The following is an 18,728-nucleotide window of genomic DNA, read 5'->3' as shown; positions in this document are numbered from 1 at the left end:
AACTTGCGGACATGCAGGCATTACAGACAGCAGCTGCGTTTTACGCCAGAATAAAAGAAGCCCACAATACTCCGGATACGGAAGATAAAACCCGTCATTATAAACAGATACTGGAGATCCTTTTCCGGGAACTGACCCGCAAAGAAACCCGCTCTTTCGGGAACCTGTTTGCACGCATGCAGTTTTATTTCGACCGGCAATCCATTCCACCGGATATCCATCAGCAGCTGACAGCACTCCGCATACTAACCAACAAGGCTACACGGGGTATGTTTCCCCTCCAGGACGCTGAACACCTCCTGTGCATCAAAGCCCTTGCAGAATCTGTTGCCTGTTGCTACCAGGCTGCGCCGCCGGCAGAACTTACCGCGTTGTATGCCCCCACGGGATCACATAAACTATCGCTCGCGTGGCAACACCGCCCCGGCAGCCTGGCACTGCTGAAATGCATGGTTACCACCATAGGTACACTCACCACCAATGCACTGGGAAAATATACCCTCCTGCTGGATGTGAAAAATGATGAACAGGGCGATTTTCAGCTGCTGCTGGAACATATGTATCCGGTAGCGGTAGCATCCCTGCATGGCCTGCTGCGGCCTTACGACACCATTCATGTACTCCACTGCCGCCAGGGCGCCAGCGGACATGAATACACCACCACCAGCGAAAGCCAGGTAGTGCTGGAGCCGGATCTGCTGATAGATATCAGCGACCTGGCGGAATGCTTCACCCATAAAGGACCCAACCGGTTATTATATCTTGTTAAAAAACTCACTCCCCAGCAATCCAGCCCGGCGGCATTTAAGGGAAACCTGGTAAATGCCCTGCTGGATGAAATGCTCCGCAACCGGGACATAGATTTCAAAAGTTCGTTTGTGGAAGCAGTGGCGGAAAACGTGCTGCAGGCAGCCGCTTACGGCCGGGAGAAGATCAACGAAATGTTCCGCGATATCCGGCAACAACACTGGGGCAACCTGCATAATACCGTAAAGGAACTACAGGATAAACCAGTGAGGATAGAACCCACTTTTTTCTCTGCCCAATACGGTTTGCAGGGGCGACTGGATCTCATGGCGGAAGATGACACCGATGAATACCGGAAGGAAATTTTTGAACTGAAAAGCGGGAAATGCCCCGATTTCAATACCTGGAAGAACCACGAAATGCAGGTAGTAGGATATAACCTCCTGCTGCGCTCCGCTTTTGGCCGGCAACGCAAGGGCAGTTCTGCCATCCTCTATTCTGCCGCTGCCACCAACCCTTTGCGGAATGTGAGCAGTACCCACCACACCGAAAATGATTTATTGCTGTTACGCAATGAAGTGGTAGGGATGCTGCTGCGGCTTGCGGGAGGGGAGTTTGAAATACTGTCCACTATCACCACCGCAGCAGCGCTTGGCCTGCCTTCCTTCAGCGCTGCGCATTTCACCACTTTTGAACAAGCCTGGCAAACGGCGCCTCCGGTAGCAAAGGCCTACTACCACGAGTTCCTGGCCTTTATACTACGGGAATATCTCCAGGCGAAATGCGGGATGTTTTCAGAAATTAACCGGGAGGAAGATGCCGACGGCTTTGCAGCACTATGGCTGCAGCAGGAAAAAGATAAGCTTTCCCGCTTCAATATTATACCGGGGCTGCGCTTCCGGGAATTTGATACCGTTAACAGTTCCGTGTTATTTGATATAGTCGTTCCCGTTAGCCATAACTTCCGCAGGGGGGATACCGCTATCATTTATCCCCGTACCAGCACAGAGCTACAGCCGTTGCAGCAACAGCTGCTGAAGGGCAGGATAGAAGATCTCGGAAAAAACCAGCTGAGCTTTTCCCTCAATAACCGGCAGATGACGCTCGACTTTTTCCGCCAATTTGATGAGTGGATCATAGAACATGATATTTACGAATCCAACTACTGGATAGCGGCGGCTTCACTTTTCCATGTGATTTCCCCGCTTTACCGCGAGCGTACCAATATGTTGCTGGGCCTCACTACGCCCCGCTGGTACCCTTTGCAGTACACTACCCCGGCTATGTTTAATCCTAACCAGGAACAGCTGGTGAAGCATGCCCTGGAGGCGCAGGATTATTACCTGTTACAGGGGCCGCCGGGCACCGGTAAAACATCTTCCATGCTTACAACTATAGTGGGAGAGATGGTAAAACAGGAGCACTATGTGATCATTGTTGCCTTTACCAACAAGGCAGTGGAAGAAATATGCCATAAGCTGACAGCTAAAAATATCACGCACCTGCGTATGGGCGGGCGGAACTCAGACGCTTCGCTTACCCTCCGGCAATATTGCCTGGAAGGCTCACTGGATGAGGCACGCAATTATATTACCAGTCACCGCGTATTTGTAGCCACGGTAGCTACAATGGCTACCCGGCTGGAGCAGCTCACGATGATGGGGATTCCTACCGATACCTTAATTGTGGATGAAGCTTCGCAGTTAACAGAGCCGCAGCTCCTGGGGCTGCTGATGCCCTTCCGTAAATTTATCCTGATAGGGGATCAGAACCAGTTGCCGCCGGTGGTGGCGCAGGAAGAATATTTCTGCCAGGTGAAAGCGCCCTGTTTACTGGAGCTGGGTATCCGGGATTTGCGGACCTCCATTTTTGAGCGGCTGATACAACGCTGTAAAACCAGCCACTGGCGCCATGCCTGGGGCATGCTAAATACGCACTTCCGGATGCACGACAGTATCGCGGCGTTGGTAAATCATTACTATGCGGGACAGTTATCTTCCGGAAGGGAAGAGCAAAAAGCCGGTTTCGATTTGTATGCCGGTCATGAAAATTTGGGATGGGAGCGGGTTTTATCTTTAGGAAGAAAAGTATTTATTGGCAGTCCGTATGAGCCGAGTTCCAAGATGAACAGAACGGAGGCGAAGTGGGTGGTGTCACTGCTGCATCACCTGAAGGAACGTTACGGCGCGGGTTTCAGTAAAGATACCGTGGGGGTAGTTACGCCGTGGCGAACGCAGATCAGTCTTATCCGGGAATTGATTGCAGATGATGAAGCATTGCAGGACATTAATATTGATACTGTAGAGCGGTTCCAGGGTTCTGAAAACGATATTATCATTGTGTCGCTGGCGGTATATCATGCAGCGCAGGTACAAACGTTGCAATGCCTGGGGCAGTTTAACTGGGAGGAAGAGGTAATAGAGGTAGACCGGAAGCTGCTGGTAACGTTGTCGCGTGCACGAAAACAGGTGATATTGCTGGGATACGAGCCGGTGTTGCAGGATAGCGCCCATTACCGGAAAGTACTGGGGGAAATGAGCAGAGGCGTGCTCTAACGGTGGGTACTATACGTAATACGCTGCCAAGTAACAATGGCCATACTAATCGTATGGCCATTGTCAGACAACATCATATATGATCAGTCCTGGTAAACCAGGCTTTAATCCAGTGTAACGTGCCCCCAGTTTTCGCCGCTTTTAATGCGGTAGAGCTGCATTTCACTGATATCGAACTGTTCAGCGATTTGCTTCATTGTTTTCTTGCCGGGTTTATTCAGCAGGCGTTTGATGCTCTTTACTTTGGTAACATTCAGTTTGAGTCCTTTCACGCGGTTGCGTTGCTTTTCCTTATAGGCAAGCTTGGCGGGACTTTTTTGCTGATGTTCTTCCATTTCCTCTTTGGTGGCCCATTGGAGGTTGGAGGCTTTATTATTCTTTTTATCGTAGTCCAGGTGTATCACATATTTATGCGCCCGTCCTCCTTTTTTGCTGAAAAGTTTCGCCACTTCCCTGTGGAGGTAGAGTGACTGGTAGCTATCTGCGGGCTTTACGTTTAATACCGTATAGCCTTCTACGGTAGACCCCGTGAGCAGCTTACCATCTTCGGTACTTTCATGATAACTGATCACTCTCCCCATGTTTGAAACGGCGTATTTTTTACGCAGGGCAGATTTGTTTTTAATCTGTAAGTCTTTCCAGACTTCATTTTTCAGATTTTTAATTGTGGTCATGTGAAAGTATTTTTTATTTTTTTATATCCTGGGGGTAATCCGTTTATCCGTAAACGTTACAACCGGCCATTTCATTATCAGCCGGCAGAAAATCGTGTGCAGCTAATTGGGGAGCGGCCCTCTCGAATATATGGTCCTTGTATTGTAACACCACCGCGTCTAGTACTTCCTCAATCTCAGCTAATGTATTGTAAGTTACTAATTGTTGTCTGAATTCCTTTATATGCGGCAAACCTTTGAGGTAATTTGTATAATGCCGGCGCATTTCCAGTATGCCTACTACTTCACCTTTCCAGGCAACTGACTGGTGAAGGTGTTTTTTGCAAACTTCTACTCTTTCCAAAACAGTTGGCAGGGGTAAATGTTCGCCCGTCTTCATAAAATGCTTGATCTCCCTGAAAATCCACGGGTAGCCGATTGCGGCTCTTCCGATCATAACACCATCCACGCCATATTTCTGCCTGGCAGCAATTACCTGTTCCGGCGTACATATGTCACCGTTACCAAAGATAGGAATTTGTATGCGTGGATTGTTTTTTACTTTTCCGATGAGGGTCCAGTCGGCGCTGCCTTTATACATCTGGGTACGTGTACGGCCATGAATGGTAAGGGCTTTGATGCCTACATCCTGGAGCCTTTCCGCTACTTCTTCAATATTTTTGGTGTCGTCGTCCCAGCCGAGGCGGGTTTTAATGGTTACCGGCAACCTGGTTGCCTTTACTACAGCGGCGGTAAGTTTTACCATTTTAGGGATATCCTTCAGAATACCGGCGCCGGCGCCTTTACAGGCCACTTTTTTAACCGGGCAACCAAAGTTGATATCCAGCAGATCAGGGTTAGTAGCTTCCACAATTTGCGCGGCCAACGACAGGGAGTCTTCGTCTCCGCCGAAAATCTGGATTCCTACCGGACGTTCGTAGTCGAAAATGTCCAGTTTTTTGCGGCTTTTGATGGCGTCACGTATCAGTCCTTCCGAAGATATAAACTCTGTATACATGAGATCGGCCCCATTATCCTTGCACACCGCACGAAAAGGCGGATCGCTCACATCTTCCATGGGCGCCAGTAATAAAGGGAATTCTCCCAATTCAATATTTCCTATCTTCACCATAATTTATATAACCACAGCAGCTTTTGCCGGAGTTATTATTTTAATATTTTATATACTATTTCTTTTACAAGCAGGATTTCTTTGCAGTAACGGCTATCGTTCAGCGGTTGCGGTAAGCGGTAAGCATCTGCAAAAACTTAATTTCGCGCTGTAAATTTACGCAAAAAAATACAGTATCTTCTTATGTCCGGTTATCTGAAGCAGTCGCCCGTTTCATTGCAGTTTGTCTCTTTCCTGGGCTTTTCCTTTGGGTTCTTTGCCCTGTACCTTTATGCGCTTCAGGCGATTACGCCGGGTGTTACCGGTCAAACCCTGGAAGCGCTTCAAACCGGTACGCTTACAGACCCTAACTCGATCGGCTATCTGAAAATAACACAATTCCTTTATACCGTAGTAGCCTTCTTTGTACCGGCGGCGCTTTTTGCCTACCTGTGGCAACCTTATCCGGTGAAATACCTGGGGCTTAAAACGCCCACCGGGTTGCAGGTTATATTGGCATTGCTGGCCATGTACGGCAGTTTGCCCTTAGCCAGCCTGCTGGGCCAATGGAATGAAACCTGGCCTGTTTCCCAATCGGCCCGCGACCTCCAGGATATGGCGGAAAGGCTGCTGGGCGTTATGCTGAAGATGCCTACCCTGAAAGATCTTTTCATAAACCTGGTACTGGTGGCTATTGTACCGGCTATTGCGGAAGAACTGTTTTTCCGCGGCATTTTACAACGGCTCATTATTAAAGCTACCGGGAAGGTATGGCTGAGTGTATTTATTACCGCTATCTTATTCAGCGCCATCCACGGCGAAATGCTGGGTTTTCTGCCCCGTGTGCTAATGGGTTTTGCGCTGGGAGCTATCTATGTTATCAGTGGCAACCTGTGGTTAAGCATCTTAGCGCATATCCTGAACAACGGCCTGCAGGTAACACTGCTGTACCTGTTCCAGCATGGCATGATAAAAGATGATCCCATGAAAAACACACCCGTGGCATGGTATTATATCGCTTTAAGCATTCCCGTAACCATTGGGCTGTTTTGGGCGTTAAGTAAAAAATCAACGCCCATGCTGATGACAGACCCGGTGAGTAAAAAAGATGAGGAAGAAGTAGACGAAACTGGAACAGACGAAAATTTGTAATCTTAATAAAAGACACTAAAACAATCATTATGGAAAAAGACTGGGTTAAAGTTTTTTCGAGCGACAGGCCCTTTGAAGCCGAAATAGTAAAAGGTATGTTACTGGATAATGATATTGAGGCGGTGTTGCTCAACCGTCAATCGTCTTCTTATAATATCACCCTGCCGGGACAGGTGGAACTGTATGTGCATGAATCAAAGGAAAAATTAGCCAAAGACCTGGTGCACAATCATAACAACCTGCCTACCGGCGATCCTAACCAGATAGAAGGGGAAGAATAAGTGACAGTACCCGCGGGTGGCGCCCTCCGGGCAGTTCCCTGAACGGGATTTGCTCCGTAGGGTATTTTTATCCACTTTTGCGGGTAGAACTTAATCAACAGATATAACCATAATGAAAACATTTTTCACCCGCACTGCCTCTGCGCTTGTGTTTGTGGCAGTAATGCTGGGAGGGATCCTATGGGCCGACTATACCTTTTTCCTGCTTTTCTTCCTGATAGGCTGTTTGGCCCTCCAGGAGTATTTCAGGCTGCTCCGTGGGATAGATGCCGATTATGCCGGTGTTTCATCCTGGCATAAATGGGGCGCTACCATTGCAGGAGCCGCTATCCTGCTTACTTTTACCGGAGATAATTTTCAAATAGGCGGTATCCCCACCGGGCTTATTGGCTGGTGGACAACCGTTATTTTCCTGATGGTGATGCCTTTGGGAGAAGTGTTAATGAGTAAAGATTTCTCTTTAAAGAATATCGGCTACTCGGCTATCGGGTTACTGTATGTGATCATCCCGTTTGGGTTGCTGATCCATATCCGGATGAATGCCATCAACATTCACTATACCCCGGAAAACGTGGGTACCGCTCCCGGCTGGCTCATTCCTTTGCTGCTCATCATATTCATCTGGATTAACGATACAATGGCTTATATAGTAGGGTCGCTGATAGGACGTACGCCTTTTGCCCCTGCTATTTCCCCTAAAAAAACCATTGAAGGTACAGTAGGGGGAATGATCCTCGCGGTAGCCACTGCCGGCGTTTATGGGCATTTCTGGGGCTATCAGTACCTCGCGTTGCAACACTGGATAGCGCTGGCCCTCATTGCCGCTATATTCGGTACCATCGGCGACCTGATAGAATCCAAGCTCAAAAGGATGGCCGGCGTGAAGGATTCCGGCCGGATTATGCCTGGTCACGGCGGTTTCATGGACCGGTTCGACTCGCTGCTGCTGGCGGCTCCCTTCGCCTGGATCTACGTTCAGTTCTTTATGATGCACTAACACAACATTCGTATGCGAAAAAAACTGAATTGAAGTAACTTCGCATCAGGATTAAACACATACATCAATCATCTAATAAAAAAACAATGAAGATCCATCGTGAAGGATTTGCTACCATTTCCCTTGTATTCCTGGTACTGGCGTTAATAAACGGAGCAGTATTTTATTGGTTCGGTAACGCGCCGGCACTGTGCTGGACGGTATCCATTATCTCCCTTGCGTTCTTCCTGTTCATCGTTTCATTCTTCCGTATTCCCTCCCGCCAATATACAACAGGTGATTCGCTGGTGGTTTCTCCCTGCGATGGTAAAGTAGTGGTAATTGAAGAAGTATATGAGCCGGAGTATTTCAAGGATAAGCGTTTGCAGGTGTCTATTTTTATGAGCCCGGCCAACGTACATGTAAACCGGAACCCTATCAGGGGTACGGTGAAATTGTCTCAATACCACGCCGGTAAATACCTGGTGGCCTGGCATCCAAAGTCTTCCACTGAAAACGAAAGGCACTCCGTGGTAATCGGCAACGGTAAAACGGACATCCTGGTAAGACAAATTGCCGGCGCACTGGCCCGTAGAATTGTGAACTACCTGAAACCAGGCATGCAAGTAGGTCAGAACGAAGAAATGGGCTTTATCAAGTTCGGCTCCCGTGTGGACCTTTACCTGCCTATCGGTACGGAAGTAGCGGTACAGCTGGAGCAGGTGGTACAGGGCGGTATTACTGTTATTGCTAAAATCTAGTATCTTTAATAGCTAAACGGCTTTATTATGATAAAGAAAGCTTTTACCGGCATAGCTACATTACTGCTGATAGCAGGCGTAGCGCTGGCACAGGAAAAAACCAGGGCAACTGCCAAAACGAAAAAGGATTGTTCTGCTGCCTCGTGTAAAACCACAGCCAAAGGTAAAAGCTGTTGTCAGCAGCCGTCTAAAACCGCCAGCCTGAGAATGGCTGCCGCTACCAAAACAAAAGCGAAAGCACAATAAAGAAAGAAGGAGATGCGGTTATTCACATCTCCTTCTTTTTTACAGAATATTTCTCAGCTCCCGCAGGTGCCCGATCACGTAAGTAGGTTGAAAATCAACCGGTGGTTTAGCCGGGTTAAAATATACCTGGTCCATTCCCACACCGTGGGCGCCCTTGATGTCCAGCTCCATTGCATCTCCGATCATTATACTCTCTGTAGCACTGGTATTGGCTTTGCCAATCGCATAATCAAAAATTTCGCGGTAAGGCTTTAAGCTCCCTGCCACTTCTGATGTAACGATGTGCGTAAAATAGTGATCAATCCCCGCATTCTTCATTTTCAGCAACTGTGTTTCCTCGAAACCATTAGTGATCATGTGCATGGGGTATTCCTTTGCTGCCAGGTATTCCAGCGTTTCCTTTGTTTCCGGGAACAGTGCTTTTTTATATGGCAGTATTTCCAGGAATTCGTCGCTGATTTTCTGCGTCAGTTTTTCATCTCCTATTTTAAAATCGATCAGCGTAAGGCGGAAGCGCTTGTCGCGCAGTTCACGACGGGTAATAAACCCTTTACGGAAGCGATCCCACAGGCGCTCATTATGCTCCACATAAGAAACGGAAAATGCCTCAAAAGATGGTATTCCTCTGCTCTCCAAAGCATGGCTGTTGTACAGCTCCAGCAAAGTTTCCTGTTCATTTGTTTCAAAGTCCCAGAGGGTATGGTCCAGGTCAAAGAAAAGATGTTTGTATTTCATGACTGCGCAAAGGTACAAAATACCCCAGAGATGGTTGGAATGCCCCGGTGTATTCAAAGTAAATTCCTTATTTTACTGCATTAATGAAAGAAACTATGAATGCAGTAATTACAGGCGCCAGCAAGGGGATCGGAAAGGCTATAGCGGAAAAACTGGCGCTGGAAGGATTTAATGTGGCCATTTGTGCGAGACATGCAGACACGCTGGCTTTGGCCCAAGCGGATATTCAGCGGAAAAACCCGGCGGTAACTGTGCTGGCAGAGGTGGTAGATATGGGAGATAAAGTACGGGTACTTGCTTTTGCAGATAAAGTGAATGCGGCATTTCCGCAGGTGGATATACTGGTAAACAATGCCGGTATTTTTGTGCCGGGCGCCCTTCACCAGGAAGAAGAGGGCCTACTGGAAAAGATGATGGCGGTGAATGTATACAGCGCTTATCATCTTACCAGGGCATTATTACCCGCTATGATCGCCCGGCGTAAAGGATATATTTTTAACATGTGTTCCACTGCCAGCTACCGGGCATACCCCAATGGCGGCGCTTACAGTATTACCAAATACGCCCTGCTCGGCTTCACCAAAAACCTGCGGGAAGAGCTGAAGTCGCACTACATCGGGGTTTCGGCGGTAAGTCCGGGCCCCACTTTAACCGCTTCCTGGGAAGGCTTTGATGCCCCTCCCGACAGAATGATGCCCCCCGAAGATATTGCCAGCGTAATATGGGCAGCCTGGACAATGGCCAAACAAACCGTTGTGGAGGAAATTGTACTGAGACCCATGTTGGGAGATATTTAAACATCTTATTATATTGGCTTTTTAGCGGGTAGAAATTGTTCTTTCTCCAGATAACTAAATAAGAACATATTAAAATGTTTTAACTAACTTTTAACGGGGCCTTACAGCGCTTCCGGCGCGGCTTTGGTTAAATTTGTTGACATAATTATGATGTACAGATTTTGCATAAGGAAGTGTATTTACGCCATTTTGATTTGTATAGGACTGGTAGCTTGTGCCCACGCACAGGAATTCCGCTTTACTACCACTGTGAGCAATAATGCCGTGACGCAGGATGAACCATTCCAGATCCAGTTTATGCTGGAAAACGGCGTAAACGTCTCCAGCTTTACACCACCCAGTTTCAAGGATTTTGAAGTACTACAGGGCCCTTCTCAAATGCAGGGTCAATCTATTTTCAATGGAAAACGGTCTGAATACATTGCACTGAGTTACCTGCTGCAACCCAAACATGTGGGCAGCTTCACCATCGCCGGCGCCCAGGCCCGCGTAAATGGAAACATCGTTAAATCAAACCCGGTTTTAATTGAAGTCAGAAAAGGCAATGCACAGCAACAGCAGCAGGCAGCGCCGCCATCTGCCGGCTATCCGCCGCATCGCGGACCATCCGGTGGTAATGAAGATATCCAGGAAGGTATTCTGAAAAAAGGAGAAGACATCAATGAAAAACTGAAGAAGAATATTTTCCTGAAAGTTGAAGTAGACAAAACCAATTTATACGAAGGAGAGCAACTAACGGCCACGTATAAACTTTTTACCCGTCTCCCTACCAATTCCAGTGTTACCAAAGTACCCGCATTCAAAGGGTTTTCCGCCAAAGATATTGAGCTGCCCAACCCGCCACAAGCCACAGAGGAAAGGGTCAACGGTGTTCCCTATAAAGTATTTACCATCCGCAAAACATTGCTTTTCCCGCTACAATCAGGCTCCCTGGAACTGGACCCTGTAGAAGTGGACAACCAGGTACGTCTTGTGAAAATGGTGAGCAAAAAAGGTGGCAGCAGGGGCAGGGACCCCTTTGAAGATTTCTTCAATGATCCGGCATTCAAAGATCCTTTCTTTGATGATTTCTTTAACCGCCCGGAAGTAGAGTACCAGGATGTTCCCTACAAAATTCAGAGCAACCCGATAAAGATCAATGTTAAACCCGTTCCGGTTGATGGGCGCCCGCTCAGCTATAATGGCGCAGTGGGTAAATTTAACATGACCGCTGTAGTGGACAAAAAGAAACTGACCACTGATGATGCCCTCACCCTGAAGGTTACCATCAGCGGACAAGGTAACGTAAACCTGCTGAACTCCCCTAAGATTGAGACCCCTACCGGGTTTGAAAAATATGATCCGAAAGTAACCGACGATATAGAAAAGAACAGCAACCCGCTTTCCGGCAGCCGTACTTTTGAATATGTGCTGATGCCACAGGAAGCCGGCGATCATACTATACCGGCGGTAGAATTTTCTTACTTCGATCCGGCCGCCAACAGCTACAAAACACTCCGTTCCCAACCCTTCGATATCCATATCGAACAGGGCAAACATATTAAGCAGGATAAACAGGATTATGGTGCCGGTAAAAATGAACTGGTGAAAAATGAAACCGGTATCCTCGACTGGACACGTAATCACAGCTGGTTTATTCTCAGCCCGTGGTTCTACATCCTGCTGTTATTACCGCTGCTGATAGCCGCAGGGATTATTTTCTACAAACGCCGCAGGGACTATAACACCACCAATGCGGCAGTGCTGAAACACCGCTACGCCAATAAGGTAGCGCTGAAAAGACTGGAGCTGGCCGCGCGTTATCTGAAAGAAGGCAAGGACAAAGCATTTTATGAGGAAACTTCCCGTGCCGTTTGGGGGTATCTCAGTTCCAAACTGAAAATCCCAATGGCCGATCTGAGTAAACAACTGATCCAGGATAAGCTGAGCGCCCGTCATATCAACGGCAGCAATACGCACGACCTCTTTGCCCTGATCGATAATTGTGAGGTGGCCTTGTATGCACCCGGACAGGATAACCGTAAAATGCAGGGTACATACGAACAGGCGGTGAGCATCATCACCAACCTGGAAGATGCGTTGAAGAACTAACTACTTAACGAAAGGCGAAATGCTGAACTACAGAAAAATGAAACCGGTATTATTGGCTGTTATATGCCTGCTCTCTTTTGCCCTGAGCCATGCACAAACGCCGCCACAGAATCAGCAACAACGGTTTGAAGATGCGAACAAGCTCTTTAACCAGAGTAAGTTTACAGAAGCCGCCAGGGTTTATCAGCAGTTGCTGGATGAAGGTCATACACAGAAAGCACTTTACTTCGACGCCGGTAATGCCTGGTATAAAGCAGGTAAAACCGGGCAGGCTGTTTATAACTATGAGAAGGCACTGCAGCTGTCGCCTAACGACGCTGCGGTAAAACATAACCTCGCTATTGCCAATCAGAAAGTGAATGGTTTTGTGGAAGAGTTGCCGATGGTATTTTTTCAGCAGTGGTGGTTACAACTGCAACATCTTCATAAAGCCAATGGCTGGGCCGTTGGCACTATCCTCTTTTTCTGGCTGTTTATTGCCGCTATTATGCTCAATGTGTATATCCCCGGATGGAGAAACAAATTTTTAAGCTGGGGCACTTATGTGCTGGGAGTATTGTGTGCGTTATACCTGATCATGGCTGTGGATACCTATTTGTGGTCCAACAACCATGAAGCGGGCATTGTAATGAATGGTAACATCCGGGCCAAAACGTCGCCTGACGAAAATAGCAAGGATGCTTTTGAAGTGGGAGAGGGTATGAAAGTGCGTATCACCGATGCCACGCGCGATTTCTGTAAAATTGAACTGGCCGATGGAAAAAACGGCTGGATCAGTTGTAATTATATCAAACGGTTATAGTCTTTCGATGCGTTGCAGAAAATCCTGTTTCTTATCCCGTGCCAATGGCACACTGTAGCCATCAGACATGATGATCTCCCCGCCATCTCCTTTAACATATTTCTCCATAAAAGACAGGTTGATAAGGAAGCTGCTGTGTACGCGGAAAAATCCTTTATCGGCGAGCCATTGCTCCATTTCCACGAGTGTACGGCATACCATCACGGGCTTTTCCGGTTCCTGTAAATGCAACCGGGTTTGCATGCCGGCGCATTTGCAATAAATAATATTCTTCGCAACCACCATGCGCAGGCCATCTGAGGTAGGCAGTGCCAGTCGTTCGTCCTGGTTGAGGTGCTGTTGCAGGAAGTGGAGGAGGTTATCTACTTTCCCGGCGGTAACGCTGGTAGATTGGGTACCCGCTTTTTCCACCGCATCTTTCAGTTCCTGGCTGTCGATAGGCTTCAGGAGATAGTCTAACGCACTGTGATGAATTGCCTGCAGGGCATATTGATCATAAGCAGTAATGAAGATAACGGCAAAAGAATGATATTCACAGGCTTCCAAAACCTGGAAACCATCCATTCCCGGCATTTCGATATCCAGGAATACCAATTCGGGATGTAGTTCATGAATGGCAGTCAGGGCTTCAGGACCACTGCTGCAAACGGCTTGTACAGAAACGTGCGGGCAATACCTCTCCAACATCATGTGCAGCGCATCCCGACTATGCTTCTCGTCGTCCACGATAATGGTACGCATTTAAGATCAGATTATGAAAGGTAGTTTCAGATTTACTGTTGTAGGAAAGTATATGGTCATTGATTCTATTAATCCGTGTAGAAATTAAGCAATTTAGCGGACATTTCCAATTTAAGCCTACCCGGCCAGGGATTGGCGGGCAGCTACATGTTGCATGCTGATAATAAGGCGGTTACCGGAGGGATCGCGTTCTTCATCATACATCTGCAGGGCTTTTATACTGGCTTGCATGTGATATTTCTCGCTCATCATGTAAAGCCGTTCCGAGGCGATATCGATGCCGGAGGCCTGCCGTTCGCCGGTGCTGTCGAGCATTTCGGTGATCAGTATGCCATTATCTTCCAACTGGATCTGGAGCCGGTCATTTTCTTTGGAGATGGTGATGCGGAGTAACCCGCCTGATTTTTCGGGGCGCAGCAGGATCCGGTGCCAGATGGCATATTGCACATAGGGTTGGATAATCAGGGGAGGGATGAGGGTAAACTGCCGGTTTACTTCCGGCATTACGATGAGCTGGTAATCGAACTGTTCATCAAAGCGCAGCTGTTCCAGCTGTATATATAGTTCCAGGGCATCCAGTTCATCCTGCAGGGAAATCCATTCTTTATTGAAATTGCCGATCATCAGGCGCATCAGGCGGGAGAAGCGGGTAAGATAAAGGGAAGCCATGTCCGTACTGGTGGTAAGGATATAGTGGTGAATAGCATTGAGGCTATTAAAAATAAAATGCGGGTCCATCTGCGCCTGGAAAGCATGGAGTTCCAGGTTAATCAACGCATGGTTCTTGGTGATTTCTTTCGCTGAGGCTCTCCTGATTCTTCTTTCCCGCAGGATAAAAAATACTATTAGGGTAACGAGACTTAACAAAAAAAACAGCCAGAAGGGCCACTCCGCAGCAAAGACGATATCGGTATAATGTGTCACTAACTAGGTTTATAGGAAGTATACTTCTTCTCTACTCTTATAAGCACAATAAATATCGGCTAATTAATCTCCAATATAAAGTGGGATTTACTACGAGGTCGGATTTTACAGGAAACTGGGGAGAATAAGGTGAAAAGTGGCTGTTTGCTATTAGCATTTAGCCTTTAGCAAATACAGCAAAGATGCTTATACTTATCTACTGCTGCATTTGCCAAATGCCTGGTATCTAGGCTTCCGTAAACTTATAGCCCACCCCTCTTACGGAGTGGAAGTAGCGGGAGTTCCGGCTATCTTCTTCAAAATATTTACGGAAATTGAGGATAAAGTTATCGATGGTCCTCGTGGTAGGATATACGTTATAACCCCAAACCACCTGGAGGATCTTTTCGCGGGTAACTACTTCGCCCTTGTTTTCGATGAGCAGTTTCAGCAGCATGGCTTCCTTCTTACTCAGTTCATAGTGTTTACCATCTTTACCAACGCATTCCTGTGCAGCGAAGTCGATTACATTATCGCCAAAGCGGTATACGTTAGGTACGCTGTCTTTATCCTGGATTTTTTTATTTTTTACGATGAGTTTTTCCACCCTTAACAGGAGTTCTTCCAGGTTAAAGGGTTTGGTCATATAGTCATCGCCGCCTTTTTTGAGGCCCAGTACGCGGTCGGCGCTGCTGTTTTTGGCGCTCAGGAAAAGGATGGGGATTTCATTATTCTGAATACGGATGTTTTCGCATACTGCGATGCCATCCATTTCAGGCAGCATGATGTCCAGTATAATAAGATCGAAATATTCGTTTTTCACTGCTTTGAGAGCAGCAGTGCCGTTGTCTACTGCGGTGACCTCGTAACCTTCCAGCTCCAGGTTCAGCTTCAGGGCTTCCTGGAGATTTTCTTCATCCTCCACCAGCAGTATTGATGCCTTTGTCGCTTCCTTCATGTGTTATTGTTTGATTTTTACATCGAATCCGGATTCCGGTATTCATCAATCCGTCATCTAATTTACGCCGTTTGCACGGAATATTCAGGCCAGGATATTTCAAAGCAGCTGCCGGCAGGTATATTGTCTTTCACTTCAATGCGTCCGTTGTGCTGTTCCACGATTTTGGCGGTCAGGAACAGGCCCAGGCCGGAGCCTTTTGCTTTGCGGGTATTTTCGTTACCCACGCGGTAAAATTTCAGGAAGATCCTGCTTTTCTCTTCTTCCGGTATTCCCGGGCCTTCATCGATCACCTGTAATTTCAGTTGCTGATTGCTTTCAAACAGTTTTACAGAGATGGTGGTGTTTTTCGGGGCATATTTCGCGGCATTCTCCACCAGGTTGCTCAGTACAATTTGTAAGGTCAGCTTATCGCCATCCATCCACACCTCCGGTAAAATATCCGCGATGATCTGATGGGTACCAATGCGGCCATCGAGGTCTTTGATACTGTTTTCTATCAGGGCTGAAAAATCCAGGGGTTCTTTAAACACCTGGTATTTGTGTGTTTCCAGTTGCGCTGCCAGCAGGATGTTGTTGCATAGCTGGTCGAGGCGGTTAGTTTCACGGATGGTATTATTGATCAGCTTCAGTTGTTTTTCTTCGTCGAGTTTATGTTTGCGGATAGTTTCGAGGTTCAGTTTGGCGGCAGCGATAGGTGATTTTAATTCATGCGTTACGGCCATCATAAAATTCTGTTGCTGCCTGCTGAGCTTCATATACTTCCATACGGCCCGGTATACAAAAAGAGCGCCGAGCAAAATGATCCCTAAAAAGATGAGGCCTTCGCCCAGGTATTTAAAAGAGCGCATCTGCTCTTCTTTGTTGATCCGCTCCAGTTGCAGTTGATGCTCTACCGGTTGTGTGAGGCTGTCTACCCGCAAAGAAAGGTTTTGTTGTTCAAACCGGCGGATCTGTTCACTTTGTCTGAACAGCAAAACGCCCCACCAAACCAGTGCGGCAATTGTATACGCCATTACTAAAAAATAAACGAAGGAAACGGATTTCCCTTCCTGCATTTTATTGAAAATTCTTTTCATCATGGCCTTGTGCCGGCTTTCTCAATCCGCAAGCCAACATTCATTACATGGGGGAGCGGATTTTGCCGCATATTTTGTTCAAAGGTAAACCTGTAGGTTCCTGGTTTATTAAAAATAGCACGTTGCTGAATGAAGATACGGTGTTCATAAATATCATCCAGGCCGGTACCGGACCATTTGCCGGTTACATCCGCGAGTGGCAGTTCTACCCGCTGTTCCTTTGATATGCTGTCGCCGGGATACTGTGTACCTACCAATAACCAGATATTACTGTAAGGATAAGCATCCGTATGCCTGATGTTTACACAGATATTGTAAAGGTACGCAGTATCTTCCGGTTGTATTTTTACTTCAAAAGATGGTTTATAGTCATATGTCCACTCATGCCCGGGAATCTCCAGGTTCTTTTCGTAAGTGTCCATTTTAGGTGGCAGGCAGGCTGCAGCCAAAAGTAATAAGCCTGCTGTGGCCAGGAAAAGTTTGTTCATACGGTATTCGCCTTACTATAAAACGTTTAATACTTGTTCTTTGGCTTTTTCCAGTTCATCTTTCATCAGCACCACCCATTGCTGTATACCGGCATCGTTGGCTTTGGAACCGGTAGTATTGATTTCACGGCCTATTTCCTGCAACACAAAACCCAGCTTCTTCCCTTTGGCAGAATCATTGTCTTTCAGGATTTCCCTGAAATAACGCAGGTGATTTTCCAGGCGGGAGAGTTCTTCTGAGATATCCAGTTTTTCCAGATAGAAGATCAGTTCCTGTTCCAGGCGGTTGCCATCTACATTTTCTTTTCCTATATGCTCGGCCAGCAGTCCTTCGAGGCGTTGACGGATACGGTCTTTCCGGAGCGGATCCAGTTCACGCACCTTCTGCATATAGGTATCAATATTATCAATGCGTTGCTGCAGATCGGCTTCCAGCATCAGTCCTTCATCCTGGCGGTGTGTATCCAGGTCTATCAGGGCTTCACGCAGTGTATCTTCCACATCTTTCCATTCCTCTTCGGTCATTTGTTCTGATGCCGGACTTACCACTTCCGGTAATTTCATCAGCACGTTGAGCATATCTCCCTGCGGGAGTTCCAGCTGGTTGGCCAGCATGGTGATGGACTGGTAATAATATTTTGCAAGGTCTGTATTGATCACAACCGGGCGGGTGGCGCCGTTCTGGCGGATATTGATTGTTGCATCAAGGGTGCCGCGCTGCAACGTTTGCTGCATTAGGGTACGGATGTCAAATTCATAGGGTCTTAACAAAGGGGAAAACTTCAGATTCACCTCAAACTGCTTTCCATTCAGCGATTTGATCTCCACTACGATACTCGTTTCGCCTCTTGCGCTTTCTGCCCTTCCGAAGCCGGTCATTGATTTCAGCATAATAGAAATTTGTAGGTGACAAACCTAGTTAAAAAAGCTGAAAGCATAAAGCTTAAAGCAAAAAGCGGGGGAGGGAGGCGGGCACCTGCGGCCCAACCCGGAGGCTACCGCTGTGTCAATGGGCCGCAATGGCTACTTCGCCTTTAGCTTTAGCCTCCGGTAAATCTCTTCCCGGCTCAGTTCCACTATCTCTCCTGGTTGCATGCCGGCAATGGTGATTCCTTCCATGCGATAACGGACAAGCCTCAACGTAGGAAAGCCTACAGCGGCAGTCATCCGGCGCACCTGCCTGTTTTTGCCTTCCTGAAGCACCATCCTGATCCAGGGCGCGGGAATACTTTTACGGAAACGGATGGGCGGGTTGCGTGGCGGCAACAACGGCTCTTCCTCAAATATTTCTGCCCGGCACCGTTTGGTGCGGTATAACTTACCATCTACATTGATGGGTACCCCTGCTTCCAGCTGCTGCACCGCGGCTGCGGTTACGGCGCCATCCACCTGCACCCAGTACTCCCGTTCATGCGCATGCTGTGGTAACAACAATTGCTGGTTCAACGCCTTATCATTTGTAAGGATCAGCAAACCCTCGCTATCGTAATCCAGGCGCCCTACAGGGTATACATCTGAAGGTACTTTAAAATAATCTGCCAGGCACGCCTTGTTACCTTCGGGTGTGAACCGGGTTAATACCTCATATGGTTTATAAATAATATAATAATAAAGAGCCACGAATGCTTTTGCTTTGGTTAAGGAGCCGTAAA

At 47.4% G+C, this 18,728-nt stretch carries 19 protein-coding genes; 9 read left to right on the top strand and 10 right to left on the bottom strand.

Annotated features, from left to right (window positions below):
* Window positions 1-11 precede the first annotated feature (11 nt).
* The gene (locus ACMXI2_RS28575) at window positions 12-3,302 is read left to right on the top strand and encodes an AAA domain-containing protein (protein ID WP_483779287.1); all 3,291 of its coding nucleotides are present in this window, start codon (window positions 12-14) and stop codon (window positions 3,300-3,302) included.
* Between the two features lie 104 nt (window positions 3,303-3,406).
* Here the strand turns inward: ACMXI2_RS28575 and ACMXI2_RS28570 are convergent, their stop codons facing one another.
* Window positions 3,407-3,976: an NUMOD4 domain-containing protein gene (locus ACMXI2_RS28570; protein WP_079471790.1), complete on the bottom strand. Its 570-nt coding sequence runs from the start codon at window positions 3,974-3,976 to the stop codon at window positions 3,407-3,409.
* A gap of 43 nt (window positions 3,977-4,019) precedes the next feature.
* The gene (gene dusB, locus ACMXI2_RS28565) at window positions 4,020-5,087 is read right to left on the bottom strand and encodes a tRNA dihydrouridine synthase DusB (protein WP_483779286.1); all 1,068 of its coding nucleotides are present in this window, start codon (window positions 5,085-5,087) and stop codon (window positions 4,020-4,022) included.
* A gap of 183 nt (window positions 5,088-5,270) precedes the next feature.
* Between dusB and ACMXI2_RS28560 the strand changes: the two genes are divergently transcribed.
* From ACMXI2_RS28560 to ACMXI2_RS28540, 5 genes are all read left to right on the top strand, one after another.
* On the top strand, window positions 5,271-6,218 hold the full coding sequence (locus ACMXI2_RS28560) for a lysostaphin resistance A-like protein (RefSeq protein WP_483779285.1): 948 nt from the start codon (window positions 5,271-5,273) through the stop codon (window positions 6,216-6,218).
* Between the two features lie 29 nt (window positions 6,219-6,247).
* Window positions 6,248-6,499 carry a putative signal transducing protein gene (locus ACMXI2_RS28555; RefSeq protein WP_483779284.1) on the top strand — a complete coding sequence of 84 codons (252 nt, stop codon included), beginning with the start codon at window positions 6,248-6,250 and terminating at the stop codon, window positions 6,497-6,499.
* Between the two features lie 112 nt (window positions 6,500-6,611).
* Window positions 6,612-7,496, top strand: coding sequence for a phosphatidate cytidylyltransferase (locus tag ACMXI2_RS28550; protein ID WP_483779283.1), 885 nt, complete (start codon window positions 6,612-6,614; stop codon window positions 7,494-7,496).
* Window positions 7,497-7,582: 86 nt separating this feature from the next.
* The gene (locus ACMXI2_RS28545) at window positions 7,583-8,236 is read left to right on the top strand and encodes a phosphatidylserine decarboxylase family protein (RefSeq protein WP_483779282.1); all 654 of its coding nucleotides are present in this window, start codon (window positions 7,583-7,585) and stop codon (window positions 8,234-8,236) included.
* Window positions 8,237-8,263: 27 nt separating this feature from the next.
* Complete coding sequence (locus ACMXI2_RS28540; protein ID WP_483779281.1) at window positions 8,264-8,482, top strand: hypothetical protein; 219 nt, start codon at window positions 8,264-8,266, stop codon at window positions 8,480-8,482.
* 39 nt (window positions 8,483-8,521) lie between these two features.
* Here the strand turns inward: ACMXI2_RS28540 and ACMXI2_RS28535 are convergent, their stop codons facing one another.
* Window positions 8,522-9,217, bottom strand: a complete 696-nt coding sequence (locus ACMXI2_RS28535; RefSeq protein WP_079471559.1) for a YjjG family noncanonical pyrimidine nucleotidase — start codon at window positions 9,215-9,217, stop codon at window positions 8,522-8,524.
* Window positions 9,218-9,312: 95 nt separating this feature from the next.
* Here ACMXI2_RS28535 and ACMXI2_RS28530 point away from each other — a divergent pair, with 95 nt between their 5' ends.
* The 3 genes from ACMXI2_RS28530 to ACMXI2_RS28520 all read left to right on the top strand — a co-directional run bounded on the left by ACMXI2_RS28530 (window position 9,313) and on the right by ACMXI2_RS28520 (window position 12,907).
* Complete coding sequence (locus tag ACMXI2_RS28530) at window positions 9,313-10,014, top strand: SDR family oxidoreductase (RefSeq protein WP_483779280.1); 702 nt, start codon at window positions 9,313-9,315, stop codon at window positions 10,012-10,014.
* Between the two features lie 147 nt (window positions 10,015-10,161).
* Entirely contained in the window at window positions 10,162-12,105 is a 1,944-nt protein-coding gene (locus ACMXI2_RS28525) for a BatD family protein (protein WP_483779278.1), read from the top strand.
* A gap of 19 nt (window positions 12,106-12,124) precedes the next feature.
* Window positions 12,125-12,907 (top strand): tetratricopeptide repeat protein, encoded by a 783-nt coding sequence (locus ACMXI2_RS28520; protein ID WP_483779277.1) that lies wholly within the window; start codon window positions 12,125-12,127, stop codon window positions 12,905-12,907.
* On the opposite strand, the gene ACMXI2_RS28515 is transcribed toward ACMXI2_RS28520, so the two are convergent.
* From ACMXI2_RS28515 to ACMXI2_RS28485, 7 genes are all read right to left on the bottom strand, one after another.
* Window positions 12,902-13,648, bottom strand: a complete 747-nt coding sequence (locus ACMXI2_RS28515; protein ID WP_483779276.1) for a LytR/AlgR family response regulator transcription factor — start codon at window positions 13,646-13,648, stop codon at window positions 12,902-12,904. The two genes, ACMXI2_RS28520 and ACMXI2_RS28515, sit on opposite strands and share 6 nt — an antisense overlap.
* Before the next feature lie 117 nt (window positions 13,649-13,765).
* Entirely contained in the window at window positions 13,766-14,572 is an 807-nt protein-coding gene (locus ACMXI2_RS28510) for a sensor histidine kinase (protein ID WP_483779275.1), read from the bottom strand.
* A gap of 226 nt (window positions 14,573-14,798) precedes the next feature.
* Entirely contained in the window at window positions 14,799-15,509 is a 711-nt protein-coding gene (locus tag ACMXI2_RS28505) for a response regulator transcription factor (protein WP_079471554.1), read from the bottom strand.
* A gap of 62 nt (window positions 15,510-15,571) precedes the next feature.
* Entirely contained in the window at window positions 15,572-16,591 is a 1,020-nt protein-coding gene (locus ACMXI2_RS28500) for a sensor histidine kinase (protein ID WP_483779274.1), read from the bottom strand.
* Window positions 16,588-17,076, bottom strand: coding sequence for a gliding motility lipoprotein GldH (locus ACMXI2_RS28495; RefSeq protein WP_483779273.1), 489 nt, complete (start codon window positions 17,074-17,076; stop codon window positions 16,588-16,590). The genes ACMXI2_RS28500 and ACMXI2_RS28495 overlap by 4 nt, the downstream gene beginning before the upstream one ends.
* Before the next feature lie 15 nt (window positions 17,077-17,091).
* Entirely contained in the window at window positions 17,092-17,967 is an 876-nt protein-coding gene (locus ACMXI2_RS28490) for a YicC/YloC family endoribonuclease (RefSeq protein ID WP_483779272.1), read from the bottom strand.
* Between the two features lie 132 nt (window positions 17,968-18,099).
* Window positions 18,100-18,696 (bottom strand): pseudouridine synthase, encoded by a 597-nt coding sequence (locus ACMXI2_RS28485; RefSeq protein WP_483779271.1) that lies wholly within the window; start codon window positions 18,694-18,696, stop codon window positions 18,100-18,102.
* Between the last annotated feature and the right edge of the window lie 32 nt (window positions 18,697-18,728).

Source organism: Chitinophaga sp. G7 BAM 1005, from assembly GCF_057126945.1.
Note: the sequence above shows the minus strand (reverse complement) of the source record. Positions and strands in the feature narration are given on the sequence as shown.